Genomic DNA, 22,886 nt, shown 5'->3' with positions numbered 1-22,886 from the left:
ATAGATAGTTAGCCTATGTAATAATATTTCCTGTGCAGCAAGCTCAGGTGAACGCAGCGGATGACATCGTCGTCGACCTTCTCGTCACCGCGGGCAGGCTCACTCGGCTGGCCGGGGTGATCAGCGGCGACGACCTGCCGCGCGCGATGTTGCGGGCACTGGCGGTGCTCGACGAACACGGAGCGCTGCGGGTCAGCGAATTCGCCAGGATCGACCGATGTTCACAGCCGGCGGCAACGGCGCTGATCGGCAAGCTGGTCGCGGAAGGTTTCGCGAGCCGGCGCAAGGACCCGGAGGACTTCCGGGCCGTGATCGTCGAACTCACCCCGGCCGGGCGGGCCCGTCTGGCCGAGTTCCGCCGAGCATTCGCCGCCGCGATCGGCGGACATCTTCCCGGCTTCGACGCCGAACGCCTGGCGCGGCTGGACACCGAATTACACGACTTGCTGGAGGCCTTGAAAACGGCTACGCGACAGCACGATCCGATCTCGATGGGACATTGATGAGCACTTTGGCTCCCACCCGCGCCGCGGCACCTGCCGCGGACGACAGCAAGCAACCGAAAGCCGTCTGGGCGGTCGCGTTCGCGAGCGTGATCGCGTTCATGGGCATCGGCCTGGTCGATCCCATTCTCAAACCGATCGGCGAACAACTGCACGCCTCACCTTCCCAGGTATCGCTGCTGTTCACCAGCTACATGCTGGTCACGGGCGTGGCCATGCTGATCACCGGTGTGGTGTCGAGTCGCTTCGGCGCCAAGAAGACGCTGCTGGCGGGCCTGGCGATCATCATCGTGTTCGCCGCGCTGGCCGGCATGTCCGACACGGTGGCGCAGATCGTCGGCTTCCGCGCGGGCTGGGGTCTGGGCAACGCGCTGTTCATCGCCACGGCGCTGGCCACCATCGTCGGCGCGGCCAGCGGCGGTGTGGCCCGCGCGATCATCCTGTACGAGGCGGCGTTGGGCATCGGCATCGCGACCGGGCCCCTGGTCGGCGGCGTGCTCGGCGGAATCAGCTGGCGTGGACCGTTCTTCGGTGTCTCGGCGCTGATGGCCGTCGCGCTGGTCAGCATCGTCGTCCTGCTGCCGGAAGGCCCCAAGCCTGCCCACCGCACCTCGATCGCCGCGCCGTTCCGCGCGTTGCGTCACCGCGGCCTGCTGATCGTGAGCATCACCGCCCTGCTGTACAACTTCGGCTTCTTCACCCTGCTCGCCTACACCCCGTTCCCGCTGGACATGGGCACCTACGCGATCGGCTTCATCTTCTGCGGCTGGGGAGTGCTGCTGGCGATCGCGTCGGTGTTCCTGGCTCCCGGGTTGCAGCGCCGGTTCGGTTCGCTGCCGATGATGGGACTCTCGCTGGGGCTGTTCGCGGCGGATCTGGCGATGATGGCCGTCTTCGCCGAGCACAAGCCGGTGCTGATCGTCGGCACCGTGCTGGCGGGCCTGTTCCTCGGCGTGAACAACACGCTGATCACCGAGGCCGTGATGATCTCGGCGCCGGTCGAGCGGTCCACCGCCTCGGCGGCCTACAGCTTCGTCCGCTTCGCGGGCGGCGCCGCCGCGCCCTACCTCGCGGGCAAGCTCGGCGAGCACAGCATCGCACTGCCGTTCTGGGTGGGCGCGGCATGCACCGCCGCCGCGGTGGTCGTGCTGCTGGCCGGGCGCACCGCCTTGGCCCACCTCGACGACCACGATCCCGCACCGCACAGCGTCGAGGAAGCCCAGGCCATCACGGTCGGCGACGACTGACCCCATACCCCGTCGGAGGCAGCCACCAGCGTGGCTGCCTCCGGCGTTCCACCCCTGGCGCCTGCCCGTGCGAGGAGTACGGTCGAGAAATATGACCGAAGCGAAGCGGGGCCGCGTCAGCGTCGAGACCAGTCAGAAGCGGGTGCGCGTCTATCTGGGCGGTCATCTCGTGGCCGACAGCGCGCGACCGGTGCTCGTGTGGGAGAACCCGCACTATCCCGCCTACTATCTGCCGGTCGCGGATCTGCGCGCGAAGCTGGAACCGAACGGACATACCCAGCACTCCACCAGCCGCGGCGACGCGACCGTCTACGACGTCATGGTCGACGGCACGACGGCGGGCGGCGCCGCGCTGCGATATCACGACTCGCCGCTCACCGAATTGCGCGATCTGGTGCGGTTGGAGTGGAACGCGATGGACGAGTGGTTCGAGGAGGACGAGCCGATCTACGTCCATCCGCGCAACCCGTACTCGCGCGTCGACATCCTGGCCAGCTCACGGCATGTGCGGGTGGAGATCGACGGCGTCACCGTCGCCGACTCCCCTGCGCCGCGCATTCTCTTCGAAACCGGCTTGCCCGCACGGTATTACCTGCCGATGACCGATGTCCGCATGGACTTGCTGTACCCGTCGGCCACCCACACCAGCTGCCCGTACAAGGGCACCGCCGACTACTGGACCGTCCGCCTCGAGGGCAAGGAGTATCCCGACTACGTCTGGGGCTACCGCACGCCGCTTCCGGAGAGCCAGAAGGTCGCCGGACTGGTCTGCTTCTACAACGAGAAGGTCGACATCTACGTGGACGGTGAACTCCAGGAACGCCCGCGCTCGCCGTTCAGCTGAGTTCGGCGACAGCCCGCCCGGGGCGTTCGCACCCTGCGGGGCATGCGCGCCGGATCAGACCGCGACCAGTGGCGTGTTGTCGCCCGCGCGGCGGTACTGACCCGGGGCCAAGCCGTATTCCCGCTTGAAGGCCTTCGCGAAGGCGAACTCCGAGGTGTAACCGACCCGGCGAGCCACGGCGCCGAGACTGCTGTCGGTGTCGCGGAGCAGGCGAGCGGCGGTGAGCATGCGCCAGCGGGTGACGTAGGCCAACGGCGGTTCGCCGACCGTCGCGGTGAAGCGGCGGGCCAGAGTCGCGCGGGAGACGCCCGCGATGTCACCGAGATCCGTCACCGTCCATGCTCGCGCGGGCTGCTCGTGCACGGCGCGCAGCACCGCGGCCACCGCGGGATCGGCGAAAGCGCCTGCCCAGCCGGACGATCGCACGTCGGCCTGCTCGTCGAACCAGGCGCGCAGGATGAACAGCAGCAACGTCTCGAGGATCGCGGGCACGGCCGCGTCGCTGCCCGGACGCGGCTCGGCGATCTCCGCGGCGAGCAGGTCGACGGCGCCGCGCAGCGCCGGATGACGCCCCGGACGCGCGGGCAGATGAATGAACTCGGGCAGCTCGTCGAGGATGGGGTGGCTGCGCCCGCGTCCGAGCTCATAGGCGCCGCACAGCAGCGCGGTCCGGACGCCGGGCCCCACGATCTCCCTGGGCTCGCCGGGCATCGCGGTCTCGGTGACCGGGCTGTCCAAGCTGTCCACCAGGTCGTGGTCGGCCCCGCGCGGCATGAACAACACGTCCCCCACCCCGAGCGCCATCGGCTCGCCGTCGGTCGGCACCACCCAGCAGGAGCCCTGCAAGACCACGTGGAAACCCGCGCCGGGCACCACGGGATACCGGCGGCCCCACGGGGCGTGCCGGATGAACAGGCCGGAGGCGGGGCTGCCGGTGCGGATGGCCGCGATGGCTTCGCTGAGGATGTCCACTTGCCTACCGTAACACTCTTGCAGTGAGCGTTTCAGACAAACTATTGCGCTTTACAAGCATTGGTCTACTCGATGACTGGCAATAGATTCGTTCTCATGACATCAGCGAAAGCCTCCCCCGTCATCGCCGTCTACGGCGCCACCGGACACACCGGCGGCTACCTGGTCGAGCAACTGCGCCGCCGCGACCTCGTTCCGATCCTGGTCGGCCGGGATGCCGATCGCATCCGCGCCGCCGCCGATGCGGTGGATCTGCCCGGCGCCGATGTGCGGGTGGCCGACCTGACCGACCACGCGGCCCTCGTCACGGCGTTCACCGGAGCCGATGTGGTGATCAGCAGCCTGCCCGCCTACGTGGAGCACGGCTCGGCGGTGCTCGCCGCGGCCATCGAGGCCGGTGCCCACTACACCGATATGTCCGGCGAGCAACTGTTCCTGAAGCGGGTCTTCGACGAGTTCGGCCCGCGCGCGGCAGCGGCGGGCGTCACCGTGGTGTCCGGCATCACCGACAGCAATCTCCCCGGCGATCTGCTCGCTCACCTCACCACGCGCCGGGTGACCGGCCCGGCCGAGGTGGTGCTGAGCCACCTGAGCAACAGCGGCGGCAACGGTTCGAAAGGCAGCGCCAAGACGGTCTTCGCCAGCTTGGACTGGTTCCGCGGCGGCGGCTGGCACTACGCCGATGGCGAACTGCGCACCGGCGCTACCGCGCGCCACGACAAAATCACCTTCCCCGGTCATACCGAGCCGACCGCGGTCGCGAAATTCCCGCAGCCCGCGGTCCTCACCATCCCCCGGCACTCGGACGTCTCCTACGTCGAAGGCGTCCTCGCCACCTCGATCCTCGACACGCTCAGCGGGTTCACCGCCGAACTCGTCGACGCGCTACCCGACGCGCCCAGCGCGGACCTGCGCTACGACCTCGTCGTCGACGCGTTCGGCGCGGACGGACATCGCGTCCGGGGCGTGCTCAGCGGCGTCGACTCCTACCGCGATTCGGCGCTGATGGCGGTGGAGACAGCCGTCCGGCTGACCGAGGGCGCCGCCGCGCCGGGTGCGCTCGCGGCCGCCGAGGCGTTCGACGCGACCGATTTCCTCGACGCGCTCGCTCCTTTCGGCATCACCTGGCGTATCGAGGAAGCCGATCGCGCCGGTGATCGGGCATAGTCGAACGATGACCGACAACCGGCCGCCGCTCGCCGTCGCACTCGATCTCGCGCCGCACCCGGAGGGCGGCTGGTATCGCGAAACCTGGCGCAGCCCGATGGAATTCACCCCGGAGGGCTACCCGGGCCCGCGCGCCGCCGCCACGGCGATCCATTTTCTGCTGTTGCCGGGCGAGCAGTCGGCCCCGCACACCGTGCGCTCCGACGAGCTGTGGCTCTGGCATCGCGGCGGGCCGCTGGCTTTGGACATCGGCGGCGAGGTGGTGATCCTCGGCTCCGACCTGGAGCGCGGCCAGGCACTCCAGGCCGTCGTGCCGGGTGGCGTCAGCCAGTCGGCGCGACCGGCCGGCGCGGAATACGTGCTGGTCAGCTGTATCGTCGCGCCGGGATTCGACTTCGCGGACTTCCGGCTGGACTGAGCGGGTTCAGCGCACCGGCACGGTGGCGAATTGGGCGAGTTCGTGCGGGTCGTGGGCACTGAACATCCGCACCCGGTCACCGTGGTCGGCGCGCAGCGTGCGCAGCCGCTCCAGATTCTCCACCCGCTCGCGGCCCAGCGTGCTCGCGAGGATCTCGAAGACGCCGAGCCCGACCGGCGGGCGCGACCTTCCCGCCGCCAGCTGCCGGTGGTGGAAATAGGCGTCACCGCAGTGCAGCAGCCACCCGTCGCTCTGCCGGACCGCGACGCCGCTGTGCCCGCGGGTGTGCCCGACCAGCGGAATCAACATGATGTCCTCGAGCACCGGGACGGCGGTGAAGCCGAACCACGTGTCCGCGCCGGTTTCGTGGGCAAGCCAGCGTGGGCCGTGCTCCCACTGGCGCGGCTGGTAACGCAGTTTCTCCCCGAGGGTGGGACGCTGGATCGCCGCGTCGAGTTCGTCGGCGAAGACGTGCACCGTCGCGTCGGGGAAGTCCGACAGCCCGCCGGCGTGATCGATATCGAGATGGGTCAGCACGATGTGCCGGACATCCTCGCGCCGATAGCCGAGCCCGCGGATCTGGTGTAGCGCGGTGAGTTCCGGACGCAGCCGGGGCCGCAGCAATTGCGCGGTGCCGGCACCGAGCCGGCTGCGGTCGAGCACGTCGGCCATGCCGAACCCGGTGTCCACCAGCACCAGCCCGTCATCGGATTCGACGAGCAGGCAATGGCCGACCAGCCCGCCGGTCAGCAGCCCACCGCTGCCCAGCAGCGCGCGCCCGCCGACCGGGCACATGGTCGCGCAGTCCAGATGCCGCACCAGCATCGCGGAAACTCCCTCCTACGGCGCCGGATCGGACGTGGTCCGTTCCGGCACGAAGGTCCTTTTTGTTCCCGTCAACGTAGCCCGAGCACGACTCGCCCGCGACAGCACGGTCACCGCCACGGCGATCGGCGGGCAAACCGATCCGCGCCGACCGCCCCGGAATACCCCGCTTACTCGGGGATTTCGAGCACGCCCTCGTCCACGGCCCAGGCGATGGTGCGCTCGAGGTTCGGACACGAGTCGGGGCGGCCCGGCCCGTGACCGCTCGCACTGAGTTCGGCGAAAACCGGGCAGCGCTCGGCCGGATCGCCGGTCCACTGCACCGAGGTCTGGTGCGGGCTGCTCTTGCGCACCAGCACCTGACTCCGGCAGGCCTGACACCGCAGCGGGGTCAGGCCGTCCTCCAGGTAGCGCTGCTGGTCGACCACCGTCTGGGCGCGCACTTCGGCTCGCCGAGCGGGCTGGTCGGCGAAATCGGGTGCCTTCGCCCAGGTGGCCGACATCAGACGCTCGCCTCGGCTTCCTCGGACTCGCGCTTGCGCCGCAGGTTCTCGGCGACCTCGGCCTCCCATGCCTCGTTCGCCTTGGTGGTGTCCACCTCGAACTCGAAACGCTGGGTCATCTTCTCGGTGACGTCGGCCAGGTCGACGTAGAACTGGTCGTACCAGCGACGCAGCTGGTAGACCGGCCCGTCCTCCTCGCACAGCAGCGGATTCTCGACCTTGGACTTGTGCTTCCAGATCTCGACGTCCTGCAGGAAGCCGACGCTGATGCCCTCGGTCATCTTCTCCGCCAGCTTGGTCGCCATCTCGCCCTCGACGCCCTTGGGCTTCTCCAGCGTGATGCCCCATTGCAGGACGAATGAGTCCTGGGTGACCGGGTAGTGGCAGTTGATCAGGACGCTTTTCACCTCGTAACCGCTATAGATGTTGATCAGCGGGTTGATCATGTACGAGGGTCCGAAGTAGGAAGCCTCGGACTTGAGCAGCGTGTCACCGCCGTACTTGGAGGCCATGCCGATATCCGGCCTGCCTTTGGTCTCCAGGAACTGGGTGGCGATGTGCCCCTCGAAGACGTTCTTGAAGTACGTCGGGAAGGCGAAATGAATGTAGAAGAAGTGGGCCATGTCGACCACGTTGTCGATGATCTCGCGGCAGTTGGCGCCCTCGATCAGCATCGAGTTCCAGGTCCAGTCGGTCCACCCGCTGTCGAGCTGCTCGGTGGGGTTGCCGTCCGCGTCGGTGTAAGGACCCTCGATGTGCGGAATCGTGATCTCCGGCGGCGGCTGGCTGCCCTCGTGGTCGTGCCAGACGAACAGCTGGCCGTTGCGCTCCAGCGTGGTCCACTTCCTGGTGCGCGCCAGCGGTGGCACCCGGCGCGCGTACGGAATCGCGGTGCACTTGCCGTTGGTGCCCGACCAGCGCCAGTCGTGGAACGGACAGGCGATGTCGTCGCCCTTGACCTCGCCCATGCTCAGGTCGCCGCCCATGTGCCTGCAGTAGGCGTCGAGCACCCGCAGTTCACCGTTGCTGTCGGCCCAGACGACGAGCTTGGTGCCGAAGACGTCCACCGCGTGCGGCTTGCCGTCCCGGTACGTCTTGGCCAGACCGAGGCAATGCCATCCCCGCGCATACCGGGTCGGTGCGGTGCCGACATCCAGCTCCCGGACCTTCGCACCGCTCCCCTGTGGGGTAACTGCCATCGCGATTCCTCCTCCTTCTGTACTAGAACACGTTACAAAACTGAGGCCCTCGACGCCAGCGATTCACCCCACTTCCTGCATGAGCGCATGTCCGGGCGGGGGTGAACACCGGTTCTCGACATAAATAGGAACCTGTTCTAGTCTCAGAGGCAAATGAGATTTCGGACATCAACCGACCAGGCAGGAGCAGGTCCCGAGATGACGCAAGAAGTGACCGAACGGGTCGAAGCGCTGTTGCCGACGTTGCGCGAACGCGCACAGGAGGCCGAGGACCTGCGGCGCATCCCCGACGAAAGCATGAAGGCGTTGCAGGAGACCGGCTTCTTCCGGTTGCTCCAGCCCAAGCAGTGGGGCGGTCACGCCGCCGATCCGGTGGTCTTCTACGACACCGTGCGCAAGATCGCCAGTGCGTGCGGGTCTACCGGCTGGGTGGCGGGCATTGTGGGCGTGCACAACTGGCACCTCGCGCTGTTCGCGCAGCAGGCGCAGGAAGACGTCTGGGGCGAGGACACCGAAGTGCGGATCTCCTCCTCCTACGCACCGATGGGCGCTGGCACGGTCGTCGACGGCGGCTACCTGGTCAACGGCGCGTGGGCCTGGTCGTCCGGCTGCGATCACGCCACCTGGGCGGTGCTCGGCGGCCCGGTGATCAAGGACGGCAAGCCGGTGGATTTCGGCAGCTTCCTCATCCCGCGCGACGACTACCGCATCGACGACGTGTGGAACGTCGTCGGCCTGCGTGGCACCGGTTCCAACACCGTCGTGGTGAAGGACGTCTTCGTGCCGTCGCACCGGTTCCTGAGCTTCCGTGCCATGAGCGAGCTGAAGTCGCCCGGCCTGGAACAGAATCCGGACCCGGTCTACAAGATGCCGTGGGGCACCATCCATCCCACCACCATCTCCACCCCGATCGTCGGCATGGCCTACGGGGCCTACGCGGCGCACGTCGAGCACCAGGGCAAGCGGGTGCGCGCGGCCTACGCGGGCGAGAAGGCCAAGGAGGATCCGTTCGCCAAGGTGCGCATCGCGGAGGCGGCCAGCGATATCGACGCCGCGTGGCGGCAGCTGTCGGGCAACGTCGCCGACGAGTACGCGTTGCTGGTGGCGGGCGAGGAGATTCCGTTCGACCTGCGCGTGCGGGCCAGGCGCGACCAGGTGCGCGCGACCGGTCGTTCGATCGCGGCGATCGACAAGCTGTTCGAGAGCTCCGGGGCCACCGCGCTGTCGAACGGGACCCCGTTGCAACGCTTCTGGCGCGACGCGCACGCAGGCCGGGTGCACGCGGCCAACGATCCCGAGCGCGCGTACCTGATGTACGGCACGCACGAGTTCGGCCTGCCCGTCACCGACGGCATGGTCTAGGAGGACGGCGTGACCTCTACCGCGGAACTCACCGCCGAATCGACCTCGCGCTACGCGCAGGTGCGGCCCGACCTGCGGCTGCACTATCACGAAGCGGGCGTGGGCAACGGGCCGACGATCATCCTGCTGCACGGCGGCGGGCCCGGCGCGTCCTCGTGGTCGAACTTCGCGCGCAACATCCCGGTGCTGGCCGAGCACTTCCACGTGATCGCGGTGGACCAGCCCGGCTACGGCCGCTCGGACAAGCCGACCGAGCATCCGCAGTACTTCGTGCACAGCGCCTCGGCCCTGAAGGATCTGCTCGACCACCTGGAGATCACCACGCGGGTGCACCTGCTGGGCAATTCGCTCGGCGGCGGCGCGGCGGTCCGGTTCGCGCTGGACTACCCGGATCGGGCAGGCAAGCTGATCCTGATGGGTCCGGGCGGGCTGAGCACCAATCTGTTCGCGCCCGACCCGACCGAGGGCGTGAAGCTGCTTTCCAAGTTCAACTACGAGCCGACCAGGCAGAACCTGGAGGCGTTCCTGCGCATCATGGTCTTCGACCAGTCGCTGATCACCGAGGAGTTGATCGACGAGCGCTTCGCCTCGGCGAGCACGCCCGAAGCGCTGGCCGCGACCCGGGCGATGGGCAAGTCGTTCGCGAGCGCGGACTTCGAGAAGGGCATGCTCTGGCGCGACGCCTACAAGCTGCGCCAGCCGGTGTTGCTGATCTGGGGCCGCGAGGACCGGGTCAACCCGCTCGACGGCGCGCTGGTGGCGACCAAGGTGATCCCCAGGGCGCAGTTGCATGTTTTCGGCGGATGCGGACACTGGGCACAGCTGGAGAAGTTCCACGAATTCAACCGGCTCGCGATCGATTTCCTCGCGGGCGTCAAGGAGAAGTGATGGGCATCCGTTCACTGGGATATCTGCGCATCGAGGCGACCGACATGGCCGCCTGGCGGGAGTACGGCCTGAAGGTCCTCGGCATGGTCGAGGGCAAGGGCACCCACCCCGGCGCGCTGTACTTGCGCATGGACGAGTTCCCGGCCCGGCTGGTGATCGTCCCCGGCGAGAAGGACCGGTTGCAGATCTCGGGCTGGGAAACCGCCAACGCCGAAGAGCTGCAAGACATCCGCAACCGGCTGGATGCGGCGGGCGTGCCCTTCAAGGAGGGCACCGCGGCCGAACTGGCCGACCGCCGGGTGTACGAGCTGATCCGGTTCGACGACCCCTCCGGCAACACATTGGAGGCGTTCCACGGCGCGGCGCTGGAGCATCGCCGGGTGGTCAGTCCCTACGGGCACAAGTTCGTCACCGAGGAGCAGGGGCTCGGGCACGTGGTGCTCAGCACCAAGGACGACAAGGCGGCGCTGGAGTTCTACCGCGACGTGCTCGGCTTCCGGCTGCGCGACTCGATGCGGCTGCCACCGCAGATGGTTGGCCGCCCGGCCGACGGCGAGCCCGCCTGGCTGCGCTTCTTCGGCTGCAACCCGCGCCACCACTCGCTGGCCTTCCTGCCCATGCCGACGCCGAGCGGCATCGTGCACCTGATGATCGAGGTGGAGAACGCCGACGACGTGGGGCTGGCCTTGGACCGCGCGCTGCGCAAGAAGGTCAAGATGTCGGCGACGCTCGGACGGCACGTCAACGACAAGATGCTCTCCTTCTACATGAAGACGCCGGGCGGGTTCGACGTCGAATTCGGTTGTGAGGGCCTGGAAGTAGACGACCACGACTGGATCGCGCGGGAATCCACCGCGGTGAGCCTGTGGGGCCACGACTTCACCGTCGGACAGCGGCAGCAGTGACCGAGAGGGCGAGCGACACGATGACCGCGGACGGATCCGGGATCGATCCACGGCAGTTCCGGAATGTGCTGGGGCAGTTCTGCACCGGGATCACCGTGATCACCACCTTCGACGGCGATCAGGCCCCGGTCGGCTTCGCCTGCCAATCGTTCGCCGCCCTCTCCCTCGAACCGCCCCTGGTGCTGTTCTGCCCCACCAAGGCGTCCCGGTCCTGGGCGGCGATCGAGAAGACCGGGCGTTTCTGCGTGAACGTCCTGGCCGAACAGCAGCGCGAACTGTGCGCCCGCTTCGGCTCCCGCGAACCCGACAAGTTCGCCGGCGCGGCATGGCACACCTCCGACCGCGACCTCCCGGTCCTGGACGAGGCCCTCGCCACCATCGAGTGCACCGTCGACAGCGTGGTGGACGGCGGCGACCACTACATCGTGATCGGCCGGGTCCAAGCCCTCTCCGAAACAACCACCACCGGCCGCCCCTTGCTGTTCTACCGCGGCCAGTACACCGCCATCGAACCCGAGAAGACCACCCCGGCCCCGTGGCGCGCGGACCTCGAGCACTTCCTCACCACGACGACATTGGACACCTGGCTGTAGCTGCAATCCGGCGCGGCTCACGCCTTTCGGCCGCGCCGGGATCGGCAATGGACGCGCTGATCGAGGGCACTGGATACAGTAGAGACATGTCGCTATTAGGCCGTATCACCACGGACCCCGAAATTTGCCACGGCAAGCCCGTGGTGCGGGGTTTGCGGTATCCGGTCGAGATGCTGCTGGAACTGCTCGCCTCAGGGATGCGGCCCGATGAGATCTTGGGCGACTATCCGGATCTAGAACACGAGGACATTCTGGCAGCGCTCGAATACGCTGCCGTGGTGACTGCGCAACGGACCACGATCCCCTTCGACGCAGCGTGAAGTTCCTGGTCGATGCGCAGCTGCCGCGCCGACTCGCCGTGCTGTTGTCCGAGGCAGGTCACGATGCGGTGCATACTTCCGACTTCCTGCTCGGAAATCGCACTACGGATCATCAGATCGCGATGCGAGCGGATCGGGAAGACCGCGTGGTCGTCACGAAGGACCGTGATTTCTGGGTCAGCCATGTCCTGCGCGGGTCCCCCCGGTCGCTGCTCATCATCGCCACCGGGAACATCACCAACGCGGCGCTGCTCAAGCTGTGCGCAGCGCATCTTTGCGAGATCGTGCCGCTGTTGAAGACGTGCGCCGTAGTGGAGATGGGTCGTGACCGGTTGGTCGGACATACCGACAGCGAAACAGATGGTCAGCGCTGACCGAGCCAACGCGATTTGTGGTAGGCGGGTCGGGCCAGCGGAAACGCCTCCATATTCCGTGGTGCTCGGCACCCTCGCGGGTCAGTACTTGTAGAAACCCTCGCCGGTGGCGATACCGAGCTTGCCCTTATCGATGTAGTTCTCCTTCAACCACTGGGCCAGCCGTTGGGAATCCTCGTCCTCGTTGTTGACGAGGATGTTGTACGGCGTGGTCAGGCCGATGATGTCGAGGATGCGGAACGGCCCGGCCGGGGCGCCGGTGCCGATCTGCCAGGTCTTGTCCACCGCCTCGGGATCGGCGTAGCCGCCCGCCGCCAGGCTCATGCCCGCGTTCAGCAGCGGTACCAGCAGTGAGTTCAGGACGTAACCGGCCTTCTCCTTGTGGATTTCGATCGGCACCATGCCGATCTTCGAGGCGAAGTCGACCACGGCCTGGTAGACCTTCGGGTCGGTGTCGGTCGTGCCCATGATCTCGGCGGTGTTGAAGTGCCACACCTGATTCGCGAAGTGCAGCGCGAGGAACCGGTCCGGGCGGCCGGTGAAGTCTTTCATGGCGCTGGGCAGCAGGGTGGAGGAGTTGGTGGCGAAGATCGTGCGCTCCGGCGCCACCTGGCCGAGCTTCTCGTAGGTCTGCTGCTTGATGCTCAGCACCTCGGGAATGGCCTCGATGACCAGGTCCGCGTCCTGCACCGCTCGCGCCAGATCGGAAGTCAGCGCGATGCCTGCCGCCGTCTGCTCCGCCTTGCCGTCCCCGCCGCCGGGTACCTGCTCGCGGTAGACCGACGCGAGCTTGCCGAGTCGCTCCCTGGCGGCGGCCAGCGCCTTGTCGTCGATGTCGTAGGCCGTCACCTCGAAACCGCGAAAGGCGGTTTGGAAGGCGATCTGGGAACCGAGCACCCCGGTGCCCAGAACGGTCACCTTGCGAATGTCGATGGTCATTCGTTCTCCTCTCGACGGTTGCGAAGCAGACCGCGACGATCCGAGTGGCCTCGCGATCATCGCCGCCACGGATCAACGTACCGGGGCAGCCTGGTTGTAGCCGCGACCCGGTGCGGCTCGGTTCGACTGCCGCGCTCATCCAGGTCAGCGACCGCGCCGGACCATCCAGCCCGAGGAGCTGATCATCGCGCTCCGCGCTGGTTGACCGCGGTTCGCCGACAAACGCCGGCCTTGCCGGCCGCGCCGGGTGAACGCGCGCCCCGGCACTGGACCCAGCGAATCGAGGCGCGGCCGCCACGACAGAGGAGAATAATAAGGTCGAGCGAGTCGTCTGGGCGTTCTGGAGGTTCTGCCCCGCCCAGTTCGACACCGTGGTGTACGAAGCGCCGCAGACCGAGGCCCGTGGGAACCACGCTGGAAGCGAGGAGCGATGATCACAGCCGAGACGATCGGACGGATACGCCGGATGGACGGTGACGGCATTCCCGTCGTATCTATGTACGCGCACGTTCCGGTGGATCCGGGCGAGCGCTCGGGGCTGGTGAGCCGGGTGAACAGCATGGCGGACGAGGTGAACCCGGTGGTGAAGGACAAGTCGTCGGACCATGCGGCCAGGCTGTCGGTCCGCGACGACCTGGAGCGAATGCGCGAAACCGTCCAGTCGGACATCTGGCAGCCGGGCGCGGTCGCGATGTTCGCCTGTGGCGGCAAGAACATGTTCGAGGCGGTGCAACTTCCGCACGCCGTTCACGACCGAGTCGTAGTGGACGCGGTGGCCTGGACCCGGCCGCTGCTGGCCGTGCTCGAGGAATACGCCCGCTGCTGCGTGGCGGTGGTGGACCGGGCGACCGCGGCGGTGTGGGAGCTGTTCGCCGACGAGATCGAGGAGGCGCGCCAGATCCGGGATCCCACGCTGCGCGATCACAACTACGCGGCGAACCGGCTCGAGAACAAGGTGCACCACAAGGCGGACGAGCTGCTCAAGAAGCATTACCGGCATACGGCGGCGGAGTTGGCGGAGATGTTCGCCGAGGACGATTACGACCTGCTCGCGGTGGGTGGCCATCGCGACGAGATACCGCGCTTCGTGGACACCCTGCCGCGCGAACTCCGGGAGCGCGTCGGCGGCACGTTCACCATCGACACCGGCTCGGCGACGGTCGGTGAGGTGAAACAGAACGCGAGCGAGATCGTGACGCATTACGAGCGGGACGTCGATGTCCGCCGGGTGGGCGAGGTGCTGGAGCGAATCGCCACCGGCAACCCGGCCGTCGTGGACGTCGCGAACTGCCTGCGGGCCGCTACCGCCAAGGCGGTGGACACCCTGCTCATCCAGGACGGCGCGATGGTCAACGGGGTGGTCTGCGACAGCTGCGGTTGGCTGGGCCTGTCCGGCGACGAGTGCCCGGTGTCGGGCGACCGGCCCCGGCCGACCGAGGACATCCTGGACGAACTCGCCCAGAGCGTCATCGACGAGAGCGGCTCCGTCCGGCACATCAAGGCCGACACCGAACTGAAGGAACACCTGGCCGCGGCACTACTCCGCTTCCCCCTCCCGCCGTTGCCGTAGACGAGGGGTTGTGGCCGGCACGGCGGACCTGAGCGCCATAAAGATGGGGCCGCGAACGGTAGCTTCGTTCGCGGCCCGCTGCGTTCGACCGCTCAGGCGGAGACGGTCGCCTTCTCCCGTTGCAGTTCCAGCGCGATGTCGATGAGCTGGTCTTCCTGGCCGCCGACCAGCTTGCGCTTGCCCGCGCGCACGAGCATCTCGGCGGCCGAGACGCCGTAGCGCTCGGCTTGGCGTTCGGCGTGCTTGAGGAAGCTGGAGTAGACGCCCGCGTAGCCCATCATCAAGGCCTGGCGGTCGAGCAGGCATTCCTGCGGCATGGCGGGGCGGACGACGTCTTCGGCGGCGTCGGCGATGGCGAAGAAATCGATGCCCGTCTTGACGCCGAGCTTGTCGCACACCCCGACCAGCGCCTCGACCGGCGTGTTGCCCGCACCCGCGCCGAAACGGCGTGCGCTGCCGTCGATCTGGGTGGCGCCCGCGCGGATGGCGTAGACCGAGTTGGCGACGGCCAGGTCGAGGTTCTCGTGTCCGTGGAAGCCGACCTGCGCGTCGTCGCCGAGTTCTGTGACCACCGCCGCGACCCGGTCGGAAACCTGTTCCAGCACAAGCGCTCCGGCGGAATCGACGATGTAGACGCACTGGCATCCGGCGTCGGCCATGATGCGTGCCTGCTTGGCCAGCACCTCCGGCGGCTGCGTGTGCGACATCATCAGGAACCCGACGGTCTCCAGCCCGAGTTCGCGCGCCAGGCCGAAGTGCTGGATCGACACGTCGGCCTCGGTGCAGTGCGTGGCGATGCGGCAGATGGACGCGCCGTTGTCCTGCGAGATCTTGATGTCTTCCTTCACCCCGACGCCGGGCAGCATCAGCACGGCGATCTTCGCCCGCTTCGCCGTCTCGGCCGCGATGGTGACCAGTTCCTGCTCCGGCGTCTTGGAGAAGCCGTAGTTGAACGACGAGCCGCCGAGGCCGTCGCCGTGGGTCACCTCGATCACCGGCACGCCCGCGCCGTCGAGCGCGGCCACGATGTCACGGACCTCGGTGGCGGTGAACTGGTGGCGCTTGTGGTGGGATCCGTCGCGCAGCGAAGTATCGGTGACGCGGATGTCGAGTTCTGCTGAGTAGGCCATGTCGAAAGCTCCTTACACCCGGGCCGTGACGATCTGTTCGGCGATGACCTCGCCGACCTGCGTGGCGGCGGCGGTCATGATGTCGAGGTTGCCCGCGTACGGGGGCAGGAAGTCGCCCGCGCCCTCCACCTCGACGAACACCGACACCTTGGCCATCCCGCCGGAGACCACCGAGGGCTCGTCGAACTGCGGCTCGTTGAGCAGCCGGTAGCCGGGGACGTACCGCTGGATGTCGGCGACCATCCGGTGGATCGAGTCGGCGACCGCGTCGGTGTCGGCGTCGTCGGGGATGGCGCAGAAGATGGTGTCGCGCATGATCATCGGCGGCTCGGCCGGATTCAGGATGATGATGGCCTTGCCGCGCTGCGCTCCGCCGATGGTCTCGACGCCGCGGCTGGTGGTCTTGGTGAACTCGTCGATGTTCGCCCGCGTGCCGGGGCCCGCGGAGACCGACGACACCGACGCGACGATCTCCGCGTACGGCACCGGGACGACGCGCGACACTGCGGCGACCATCGGGATCGTCGCCTGGCCGCCGCAGGTGATCATGTTGACGTTCGGCGCGTCGAGATTCGCGCCCAGGTTCACCGGCGGCACGACGGCGGGGCCGACGGCGGCGGGAGTGAGGTCGACGGCGCGGATCCCGGCTTCGGCATAGCGCGGGGCGGCGGCGCGATGCACATACGCCGAGGTCGCCTCGAAGATCAGATCGGGCAGCTCGGATTGCCCGAGCAGCCAGTCCACGCCCTCGTGCGAGGTTTCCAGCCCGAGCCCGCGCGCCCGCTTCAGGCCCTCGCTGTCCGGGTCGATCCCGATCATCCAGCGCGGCTGGATCTTCTCCGAGCGCAGCAGTTTGTAGAGCAGATCGGTGCTGATGTTGCCGGACCCGACGATCGCGGCGGTGACGGTCCCGTTGGACACGACAGCCTCCCTAGGTGAATTGCAGACGGACAGAGCCGAGTCCGGCGAACTCGGCGTGGAACTCCTCGCCCGGACGGGCGTCGATCGCGCGGGTGCACGAGCCGGGCAGCACGATGTCACCGGCCTTCAACCGGACGCCGAAGCTCGCGACCTTGCGGGCCAGCCAGGCCACCGCGATCACCGGGTCGCCGAGCACGGCGTCGCTGCGGCCCTCGGCGACCACCTCGCCGTTGCGGGTGAGCACCGCGTCGATGGCCTTGATGTCGATGTCCTCCGGCGCGACGCGCTGCGCGCCGAGCACGAAACCCGCCGAGGACGCGTTGTCGGAGATGGTGTCGGCCAGGCCGATGTTCCAGTCCTTGATCCGCGAGTCGATCAACTCGATCGCGGGTGCGAAGGCGACCGTGGCGGCGAGCACGTCCGCTTCGGTGCATTCCGCGCCGGGCAGGTCGGCACCGAGCACGAACCCGACCTCCACCTCCACCCGGGGAAACAGGTAGCGCCCCGCCTCGACCGGAACGTCCTCGTAGACTTCCATTTCCGCGAGCAGATGCCCGTAATCGGGCTCGTCCACGCCCATCATCTGCTGCATGGCCTTCGAGGACAGGCCCACTTTGTGCCCGACCACGCGCGCGCCCGCGTCGAGCCTGCGCCGGATGTTGATCAGCTGGATCTCGTAGGCGTCGACCACATCGATATCGGGGTGGCGGGCGATCAGCGGATCGATCGCCACCCGTTCGCGCTCGGCGCGCTCGAGTTCATCGGCCAGTTCGGTTCGTACCGCGTCGGACAGCACGCTAGTTTCCTTCCGTTGCTTTTTCGAGCGCCGAGACCTGCTCGCCCGCGGCGGACCGGCCTGCCCTGCGGCCGGAGAAGACGCAGTCCGACAGCGACAGCCCGCTGACGTAGGACCTGGAGCAGACACCGATCGCGGTGCGTCCGGCCGCGAAGAGCCCCGGAATGTCATGGCCCTCGGCCGTCTTGACCGCGCCGGTGCGCTCGTCCACGATGACGCCGCCGAGGGTGAGCATGGGGCACGGGTTGGTCAGGCTCGGTTTGATGCCCACATCCAACAGCCAGAACGGGCCGGTGCGGACCGGATTGGTGAACTCCGCCGGCTTGCCGACCGGATCGGGGGCTCCGGTCTCGATCGCGGTGTTGTGCGCCTCGACCGTGGCGCGCAGCCCGGCGGGGTCGATGCCCGCCTTCGCGGCGGCCTCTTCCAAGGTGGCTGCGCGAATCGCGGTGCGCCGCATCGTTTCGAACTGTCCGCGCTGGAACCAGGCGCCCTGTTTGCCGATCTGCCCGATCGCGGTGCGCATCAGCGGGTCGTCGGCGAGCAGCCAGCCCTTGCCGTCGTGCTCGGTGATCAGCGCGTTGCCCACCGCGGCGCCGTAGCGCGTCTCGTCGATCACCCGGCGACCGGCGGCGTCCACCAGCAGCGCGCCGGTGAAGGCACTGGGCGGGAGCAGGAAGCGCCAGGCGGAGACGTTGTCCATATGGTCCACCGCCGCGCCGGCCTGCTGGGCCATCAGGATGCCGCTGCCGTCGTCGGCGGTGGTGCCCAGGGCGAGACCACCGTGGAACGCGGGCGCGTATTGCCGCACCATGGCGCGATTGGCGATGAATCCGCCCGCGCTGAGCACCACCCCGCGCCGCGCGAGAACGCGAATCGTGCTGCCGTATCGGCGTTCCAGCCGGCCCAGCCGCTGTTCCAGCGCCCGCCGCAGCGGCGGGTAGTAGATGCCCGGCTTGGCCGCGACCTTCGCCATGCGGGTGTAGCGGTCGCGGATCCGGCCGGGCGCGTCACGCAGCGTGTTGCACTCGACGCCGATCACCGCGCCCGCCGCGTCGGTGATCAATCGGGTCACCCGGGTGAGGGTTTCCACCCGGACGCCCGCGCGCGACGCCGCGGCGGCGAGCGGTCCGGTGAGCTTCTTGCCCGAGGTGCCCCTGCCCTTCACCCGATGGCCGCGCTGGGCGGCCGGGATGTCCCGGAACGCGCCGGATATCTCGCTGCCGGAGTAGTAGAGGTAGTAGCGGTCGTTGGGGTAGGAGGTCTTGTACGGGCACAGCGAGGCTTCGAACGGGACGCCGTGCGACTTCAGCCACTCGATCATCTGCGGGCTCTCGTCGACGAACTTGCGCAGCGTCTCCGGGGTCACCGCGTCGCCGACCTCGCGCTCGAGGTAGGCGTACATCGCCTCCGAGGTGTCTTCGACTCCCGCCTCCCGCTGCACCGAGGTGCCGCCGCCCGCGTAGATGATGCCGCCGGACAGCGCCGACGTCCCACCTCCGGCGAACCGCTCGAGCACGAGCACCTGCGCGCCCGCGGCGGTCGCTTCCAGCGCGGCCGCCGCACCCGCGGCGCCGTATCCGACCACCACAACGTCGGTGGCCAGGTCCCATTCGAGGCCCATGTCCTTAACTCCGGTCTGAAACTGAAACAAGTTTCCTCGACAAACGGAACGTCGAGCAAGTCTTCTGCCACACAACATAGACCAATGGCGCGTCCATTCTATAACGTGTTCTACATGACTGATCGGGAATACGACGTGGTGGTGGTCGGCAGCGGCGCCGCCGGCATGACCGCCGCCCTCACCGCGGCCCACAACGGCCTGAGCGTGGTGGTCATCGAAAAGGCCGCGCACTACGGCGGGTCGACCGCGCGCTCCGGCGGCGGCGTGTGGATCCCGGGCAACAAGGCGCTGCGCGCGTCCGGTCGGCCCGACGACCGCGAGGACGCACGCACCTACCTGCACAGCATCATCGGCGACGTGGTGCCCTCCGAACGGATCGACACCTACATCGATCGCGGCGCCGAAGCGCTGGACTTCGTACTCGATCACTCGCCGCTGAAGATGACGTGGGTGCCCGGCTACTCCGACTACCACCCGGAGGCGCCGGGCGGGCGGCCCGAGGGGCGCTCGTGCGAGCCCAGGCCGTTCGACACGAAGATCCTGGGCGACGAGCGGTTCAACCTGGAGCCGCCGTACGCGAAGGCTCCGCTGAACGTCGTGGTCATGCAGGCCGACTTCGTCCGGCTCAATCTGATCCGGCGTCATCCGAAGGGCATGCTCCGGGCGATGCGCGTCGGCGCGCGCACCTATTGGGCCAAGTTCACCCGCAAGCACATCGTCGGCATGGGGCAGGCCATCATCGCGGGCATGCGCAAGGGGCTCATGGACGCGAACGTGCCGCTTCTGCTGAACACCCCGATGACCGACCTCGTCGTCACCGATGGCGTCGTCACCGGCGTCCACGCGCTGCACGAGGGCGAGCCGGTCACCTTCACCGCCCGCTACGGCGTCGTCCTCGGCAGCGGCGGTTTCGAGCACAACGCGGAAATGCGCACCAAATACCAGCGTCAGCCCATCACCACCGAGTGGACCACCGGCGCGGCCGCCAATACCGGCGACGGCATCCAAGCGGGCATGGCGGCGGGCGCGGCCATCGGTTTCATGGAGGACGCTTGGTGGGGGCCGACCATCTTCAAGGGCGGCAAACCGTGGTTCGCGCTGGCCGAACGGAATCTGCCCGGCAGCATCATGGTGAACGCCGACGGCAAGCGATTCGGAAATGAGTCCGCTCCTTACGTCGAGGCGGTGCACACCATGTACGGCGGCGAGTACGGGCAGGGTGAGGGGCCGGGCGAGAACATCCCCGCGTGGCTGGTGTTCGACCAGCGCTACCGGAACCGCTACATTTTCGCCGGGCTCCAGCCCGGTCAGCGTTTTCCATCCCGGTGGATGGAAAACGACTTCATCGTCAAGGCCGACAGCATCGAGGAATTGGCAGGCAGGATCGGCGTGCCCGCCGACGAGCTGGCCGCGACCGTCACCCGGTTCAACGGCTTCGCCGAGACCGGGAAGGACGAGGACTTCGGCCGCGGCGACAGCCACTACGACCGGTACTACGGCGATCCGACCGTACGGCCCAACCCGTGCCTGGCCGCGCTGGTGGAGGGCCCGTACTACGCCGCCGAGATCGTGCCGGGCGATCTGGGCACCAAGGGCGGGCTGGTGGCCGACACCGCCGGGCGGGTGCTGCGCGAGGACGGCAGCGCCATCGAGGGGTTGTACGCCTCCGGCAACTGCTCCACACCGGTGATGGGCCACACCTACGCCGGGCCCGGCGCCACCATCGGCCCCGCGATCGCCTTCGGCTACCTCGCCGTGCTGGATATCGTCGAGCGCAAGAAGGACCAGCCCGCCGCCGCGGGGGCGTGAGACGAGAACGCGGTACGAACCACGGCTCGCAGGCAGTGCCCGCCGGAATGCGCTCGGCCCGCCCCGCGATCCATCCACAGGCCGATGCGTAGCCGCTGAACGGTCCCGCGGAGCGGACGACGCACTGGCGGGCCGGTGTCCCGGAAGCGCAGGATCGGACCCGGGCGCCGTTGAACTCCGGCGCGGCCGCGCTCGCGGCGCGGGCGGGCCGGATCCATCCACGATCATGCACAAGGAGAACTGATGCCCATCGACCCGACGATCGCGCTCGGCGCGCAACTGCCGAGCCGGGAGTTCGCCTGGACCCCCTCGGACGTGCAGCTCTACCAGCTGGGCCTCGGTGCGGGCACGCGCTGGACCGACCCCGCCGAGCTGCGCTATCTCGACGATCGGGAACCGCAGGTGCTGCCGACCTTCGCCACCGTGGCGGCGACGGTGCACGAGACCGAGCCGCCGCGGGTGAGCTTCCCCGGCATCGAGATCGACCTGGCGAAGGTGGTGCACGGTCACCAGGAGGTCGAGGTGCACCGGCCGATCCCGGCCGCGGGCAAAGCGACCAAGGTCAGCCGGATCGCCGAGGTCTGGGACAAGGGCTCGGCGGCGGTCATCGTCCAGGAGCACACGGTGACCGGCTCCGACGGAGCGCCGCTGTGGACCGAGCGCTCCTCGATCTTCGCCAAGGGCGAGGGTGGCTTCGGCGGCGAGCGCGGCCCCAGCACCAAGTCGGAATTGCCCGACCGGGCACCGGATTTCGACGTCACCACGCCGACGCTGCCGCAGCAGGCGCTGCTCTATCGGATGTCCGGCGACCGCAACCCGCTGCACTCCGACCCGGAATTCGCCCGCGCGGCCGGGTTTCCCGCGCCCATCCTGCACGGATTGTGCAGCTACGGCATCGTCTGCAAGACCGCGACCGACACCGTGCTCGACTCCGACGCCAGCCGCGTCGTCGGATTCCGCGCCCGGTTCGCAGGCGTGCTCTACCCGGGCGAGACGATCCGCACCCGGATCTGGCGGCAGGACGACGTACTCACCATCGCCGCAACCGTAGTAGAACGCGACGACGCACCTGTCCTCGGCGACGTCTCCCTACGGATCGGCCCCGCCTGAGCAGTCTCCCTCGCACGACGGCGCGCCACATGTGGGTGAGCGCGTCCGCCAGGCATCTTGCGTGGCCGGGCTCTCGTCTCCTGGAAGCATTCCAGCGTTCAGCATCTCGGCCCAGTAGTCGTGTCGAACCTGGTCCCAAAGTCCAGCAAGGCGCGGGTAGCGCTCCCGAGCCTCCGATAGATCCGGCCACGGCATGAACGACACAGTGGAGGTCTCGCCGGTCGTCAGGTGGGCGATACGCGCTACGCGTCCAACCAGCTTCCATTCGACCGACGCTGAGCCATCCGGGGACGTCGTGGTGTACGAGGGGTTCGGCTTCATCGCATGCCCTCTGGCCGGTCGTCTTCGATCCGGGAACCGGACCAGGGGCACGGACGTCGGTCGCTGCGTTCGTGCCGTCCGATCCGGCCGTCGACGACCGGGACCAGGTGAAGGCAGAACAGCCGATCGGGGCAACGGACATCGGTCAGTGTCCCCCATCCGTTCGGTGGGCCGTCGGCCGTCTTCCACCAGCGGCACCGAGACAACGGCACAGGGTCGACAACGACCCGATCGTTCGGTAACAGAGTCACATTCGTCCCTGCGCTTGGTTCTCACCCGGGCACGGGGACGGTTCACCCGTACCCGGGGAGTCTTTGTAGGCCCAGTCAGCCATAGCGTCCGCGAAGAGCCACAGCATCAACAGCGGAGGAGGCTCGTACCGGCCTGGAGGAACTTCATCCGTCCTCGGGACACGCTGGGTTAAGTCGTGGCTCACGTCGAACCCCCTGAGATTTCAAAACCGGCTTCGGGTGGGCTTCGTCCGGCAGACGGTCGTATAGACCCGCTCAAACGGCATTCACCGCCGCCCTGACGATGGGTTCGCAC

The 22,886-nt window shown here is 68.1% G+C and carries 23 protein-coding genes; 14 read left to right on the top strand and 9 right to left on the bottom strand.

Going from position 1 to position 22,886, the window contains the following annotated elements; translation table 11 throughout:
- Positions 1 to 47: 47 nt before the first annotated feature.
- The 3 genes from ON29_RS03250 to ON29_RS03240 all read left to right on the top strand — a co-directional run bounded on the left by ON29_RS03250 (position 48) and on the right by ON29_RS03240 (position 2,594).
- Positions 48 to 503, top strand: a complete 456-nt coding sequence (locus tag ON29_RS03250) for a MarR family winged helix-turn-helix transcriptional regulator (protein ID WP_040864690.1) — start codon at positions 48 to 50, stop codon at positions 501 to 503.
- Positions 503 to 1,750, top strand: coding sequence for an MFS transporter (locus tag ON29_RS03245; RefSeq protein WP_040864593.1), 1,248 nt, complete (start codon positions 503 to 505; stop codon positions 1,748 to 1,750). The genes ON29_RS03250 and ON29_RS03245 overlap by 1 nt, the downstream gene beginning before the upstream one ends.
- A 91-nt stretch (positions 1,751 to 1,841) precedes the next feature.
- Positions 1,842 to 2,594: a DUF427 domain-containing protein gene (locus ON29_RS03240; RefSeq protein WP_040864592.1), complete on the top strand. Its 753-nt coding sequence runs from the start codon at positions 1,842 to 1,844 to the stop codon at positions 2,592 to 2,594.
- Between the two features lie 54 nt (positions 2,595 to 2,648).
- Here the strand turns inward: ON29_RS03240 and ON29_RS03235 are convergent, their stop codons facing one another.
- Positions 2,649 to 3,566 (bottom strand): AraC family transcriptional regulator, encoded by a 918-nt coding sequence (locus tag ON29_RS03235; protein ID WP_040864591.1) that lies wholly within the window; start codon positions 3,564 to 3,566, stop codon positions 2,649 to 2,651.
- A gap of 96 nt (positions 3,567 to 3,662) precedes the next feature.
- Here ON29_RS03235 and ON29_RS03230 point away from each other — a divergent pair, with 96 nt between their 5' ends.
- Positions 3,663 to 4,733: a saccharopine dehydrogenase NADP-binding domain-containing protein gene (locus tag ON29_RS03230; protein WP_040864590.1), complete on the top strand. Its 1,071-nt coding sequence runs from the start codon at positions 3,663 to 3,665 to the stop codon at positions 4,731 to 4,733.
- Between the two features lie 7 nt (positions 4,734 to 4,740).
- The gene (locus tag ON29_RS03225) at positions 4,741 to 5,151 is read left to right on the top strand and encodes a cupin domain-containing protein (protein ID WP_040864589.1); all 411 of its coding nucleotides are present in this window, start codon (positions 4,741 to 4,743) and stop codon (positions 5,149 to 5,151) included.
- A gap of 6 nt (positions 5,152 to 5,157) precedes the next feature.
- On the opposite strand, the gene ON29_RS03220 is transcribed toward ON29_RS03225, so the two are convergent.
- From ON29_RS03220 to ON29_RS03210, 3 genes are all read right to left on the bottom strand, one after another.
- Positions 5,158 to 5,976, bottom strand: coding sequence for an MBL fold metallo-hydrolase (locus ON29_RS03220; RefSeq protein WP_040864588.1), 819 nt, complete (start codon positions 5,974 to 5,976; stop codon positions 5,158 to 5,160).
- Between the two features lie 170 nt (positions 5,977 to 6,146).
- Complete coding sequence (locus ON29_RS03215; RefSeq protein WP_040864587.1) at positions 6,147 to 6,479, bottom strand: hypothetical protein; 333 nt, start codon at positions 6,477 to 6,479, stop codon at positions 6,147 to 6,149.
- Positions 6,479 to 7,678, bottom strand: coding sequence for a 3-ketosteroid-9-alpha-monooxygenase, oxygenase component (locus ON29_RS03210; protein WP_040864586.1), 1,200 nt, complete (start codon positions 7,676 to 7,678; stop codon positions 6,479 to 6,481). Before ON29_RS03210 ends, ON29_RS03215 begins: the two co-directional genes overlap by 1 nt.
- Positions 7,679 to 7,876: 198 nt before the next feature.
- On the opposite strand from ON29_RS03210, the gene hsaA reads away from it, so the two are divergent.
- From hsaA to ON29_RS03180, 6 genes are read left to right on the top strand one after another with little or no spacing between them, the layout of a single operon-like run.
- Complete coding sequence (gene hsaA, locus ON29_RS03205; RefSeq protein ID WP_040864585.1) at positions 7,877 to 9,040, top strand: 3-hydroxy-9,10-secoandrosta-1,3,5(10)-triene-9,17-dione monooxygenase oxygenase subunit; 1,164 nt, start codon at positions 7,877 to 7,879, stop codon at positions 9,038 to 9,040.
- Positions 9,041 to 9,049: 9 nt separating this feature from the next.
- On the top strand, positions 9,050 to 9,928 hold the full coding sequence (gene hsaD / locus ON29_RS03200) for a 4,5:9,10-diseco-3-hydroxy-5,9,17-trioxoandrosta-1(10),2-diene-4-oate hydrolase (RefSeq protein ID WP_040864584.1): 879 nt from the start codon (positions 9,050 to 9,052) through the stop codon (positions 9,926 to 9,928).
- A complete protein-coding gene (gene hsaC, locus ON29_RS03195; RefSeq protein ID WP_040864583.1) occupies positions 9,928 to 10,833 on the top strand; it encodes an iron-dependent extradiol dioxygenase HsaC in 906 nt (301 codons plus the stop codon). Before hsaD ends, hsaC begins: the two co-directional genes overlap by 1 nt.
- A 20-nt stretch (positions 10,834 to 10,853) precedes the next feature.
- Positions 10,854 to 11,426, top strand: a complete 573-nt coding sequence (gene hsaB, locus ON29_RS03190; protein WP_040864689.1) for a 3-hydroxy-9,10-secoandrosta-1,3,5(10)-triene-9,17-dione monooxygenase reductase subunit — start codon at positions 10,854 to 10,856, stop codon at positions 11,424 to 11,426.
- A gap of 47 nt (positions 11,427 to 11,473) precedes the next feature.
- Entirely contained in the window at positions 11,474 to 11,746 is a 273-nt protein-coding gene (locus ON29_RS03185; RefSeq protein WP_245548807.1) for a DUF433 domain-containing protein, read from the top strand.
- A complete protein-coding gene (locus ON29_RS03180; RefSeq protein ID WP_040864582.1) occupies positions 11,743 to 12,120 on the top strand; it encodes a DUF5615 family PIN-like protein in 378 nt (125 codons plus the stop codon). Before ON29_RS03185 ends, ON29_RS03180 begins: the two co-directional genes overlap by 4 nt.
- Before the next feature lie 81 nt (positions 12,121 to 12,201).
- Here the strand turns inward: ON29_RS03180 and ON29_RS03175 are convergent, their stop codons facing one another.
- Positions 12,202 to 13,059, bottom strand: coding sequence for a 3-hydroxyacyl-CoA dehydrogenase (locus ON29_RS03175; RefSeq protein ID WP_040864581.1), 858 nt, complete (start codon positions 13,057 to 13,059; stop codon positions 12,202 to 12,204).
- Between the two features lie 430 nt (positions 13,060 to 13,489).
- Here ON29_RS03175 and ON29_RS03170 point away from each other — a divergent pair, with 430 nt between their 5' ends.
- Positions 13,490 to 14,629, top strand: a complete 1,140-nt coding sequence (locus tag ON29_RS03170) for a baeRF10 domain-containing protein (RefSeq protein ID WP_040864580.1) — start codon at positions 13,490 to 13,492, stop codon at positions 14,627 to 14,629.
- Between the two features lie 92 nt (positions 14,630 to 14,721).
- Here the strand turns inward: ON29_RS03170 and dmpG are convergent, their stop codons facing one another.
- From dmpG to ON29_RS03150, 4 genes are read right to left on the bottom strand one after another with little or no spacing between them, the layout of a single operon-like run.
- Positions 14,722 to 15,759, bottom strand: coding sequence for a 4-hydroxy-2-oxovalerate aldolase (gene dmpG, locus ON29_RS03165; protein ID WP_040864579.1), 1,038 nt, complete (start codon positions 15,757 to 15,759; stop codon positions 14,722 to 14,724).
- A gap of 12 nt (positions 15,760 to 15,771) precedes the next feature.
- Positions 15,772 to 16,680, bottom strand: a complete 909-nt coding sequence (locus tag ON29_RS03160) for an acetaldehyde dehydrogenase (acetylating) (protein WP_040864578.1) — start codon at positions 16,678 to 16,680, stop codon at positions 15,772 to 15,774.
- Positions 16,681 to 16,690: 10 nt separating this feature from the next.
- On the bottom strand, positions 16,691 to 17,476 hold the full coding sequence (locus tag ON29_RS03155; protein ID WP_040864577.1) for a 2-keto-4-pentenoate hydratase: 786 nt from the start codon (positions 17,474 to 17,476) through the stop codon (positions 16,691 to 16,693).
- A gap of 1 nt (position 17,477) precedes the next feature.
- Positions 17,478 to 19,100 carry an FAD-binding protein gene (locus ON29_RS03150; protein ID WP_040864576.1) on the bottom strand — a complete coding sequence of 541 codons (1,623 nt, stop codon included), beginning with the start codon at positions 19,098 to 19,100 and terminating at the stop codon, positions 17,478 to 17,480.
- Between the two features lie 114 nt (positions 19,101 to 19,214).
- Between ON29_RS03150 and kstD the strand changes: the two genes are divergently transcribed.
- A complete protein-coding gene (gene kstD / locus ON29_RS03145; RefSeq protein ID WP_083863215.1) occupies positions 19,215 to 20,909 on the top strand; it encodes a 3-oxosteroid 1-dehydrogenase in 1,695 nt (564 codons plus the stop codon).
- Between the two features lie 243 nt (positions 20,910 to 21,152).
- Positions 21,153 to 22,019 carry an enoyl-CoA hydratase ChsH3 gene (chsH3, locus tag ON29_RS03140; RefSeq protein ID WP_040864575.1) on the top strand — a complete coding sequence of 289 codons (867 nt, stop codon included), beginning with the start codon at positions 21,153 to 21,155 and terminating at the stop codon, positions 22,017 to 22,019.
- Positions 22,020 to 22,886: the final 867 nt, after the last annotated feature.

The sequence above is a fragment of the Nocardia exalbida NBRC 100660 genome (assembly GCF_000308575.1).
Classification (GTDB): domain Bacteria; phylum Actinomycetota; class Actinomycetes; order Mycobacteriales; family Mycobacteriaceae; genus Nocardia; species Nocardia exalbida.
The sequence above is the reverse complement of the archived record's forward strand: the minus strand, read 5'-3'. Positions and strand labels throughout refer to the sequence as shown.

Excerpts from the sequence above, each read along its gene's own strand:
- ON29_RS03230 (WP_040864590.1), top strand. The coding sequence starts at position 3,663 with ATGACATCAGCGAAAGCCTCCCCCGTCATCGCCGTCTACGGCGCCACC.
- hsaA (WP_040864585.1), top strand. The coding sequence starts at position 7,877 with ATGACGCAAGAAGTGACCGAACGGGTCGAAGCGCTGTTGCCGACGTTG.
- ON29_RS03210 (WP_040864586.1), bottom strand. The coding sequence starts at position 7,678 with ATGGCAGTTACCCCACAGGGGAGCGGTGCGAAGGTCCGGGAGCTGGAT.
- ON29_RS03220 (WP_040864588.1), bottom strand. The coding sequence starts at position 5,976 with ATGCTGGTGCGGCATCTGGACTGCGCGACCATGTGCCCGGTCGGCGGG.
- ON29_RS03215 (WP_040864587.1), bottom strand. The coding sequence starts at position 6,479 with ATGTCGGCCACCTGGGCGAAGGCACCCGATTTCGCCGACCAGCCCGCT.
- dmpG (WP_040864579.1), bottom strand. The coding sequence starts at position 15,759 with ATGGCCTACTCAGCAGAACTCGACATCCGCGTCACCGATACTTCGCTG.
- ON29_RS03240 (WP_040864592.1), top strand. The coding sequence starts at position 1,842 with ATGACCGAAGCGAAGCGGGGCCGCGTCAGCGTCGAGACCAGTCAGAAG.
- ON29_RS03170 (WP_040864580.1), top strand. The coding sequence starts at position 13,490 with ATGATCACAGCCGAGACGATCGGACGGATACGCCGGATGGACGGTGAC.
- chsH3 (WP_040864575.1), top strand. The coding sequence starts at position 21,153 with ATGCCCATCGACCCGACGATCGCGCTCGGCGCGCAACTGCCGAGCCGG.
- ON29_RS03225 (WP_040864589.1), top strand. The coding sequence starts at position 4,741 with ATGACCGACAACCGGCCGCCGCTCGCCGTCGCACTCGATCTCGCGCCG.
- hsaB (WP_040864689.1), top strand. The coding sequence starts at position 10,854 with ATGACCGCGGACGGATCCGGGATCGATCCACGGCAGTTCCGGAATGTG.
- hsaC (WP_040864583.1), top strand. The coding sequence starts at position 9,928 with ATGGGCATCCGTTCACTGGGATATCTGCGCATCGAGGCGACCGACATG.
- ON29_RS03150 (WP_040864576.1), bottom strand. The coding sequence starts at position 19,100 with ATGGGCCTCGAATGGGACCTGGCCACCGACGTTGTGGTGGTCGGATAC.
- ON29_RS03185 (WP_245548807.1), top strand. The coding sequence starts at position 11,474 with ATGGACGCGCTGATCGAGGGCACTGGATACAGTAGAGACATGTCGCTA.
- ON29_RS03245 (WP_040864593.1), top strand. The coding sequence starts at position 503 with ATGAGCACTTTGGCTCCCACCCGCGCCGCGGCACCTGCCGCGGACGAC.
- ON29_RS03175 (WP_040864581.1), bottom strand. The coding sequence starts at position 13,059 with ATGACCATCGACATTCGCAAGGTGACCGTTCTGGGCACCGGGGTGCTC.
- kstD (WP_083863215.1), top strand. The coding sequence starts at position 19,215 with ATGACTGATCGGGAATACGACGTGGTGGTGGTCGGCAGCGGCGCCGCC.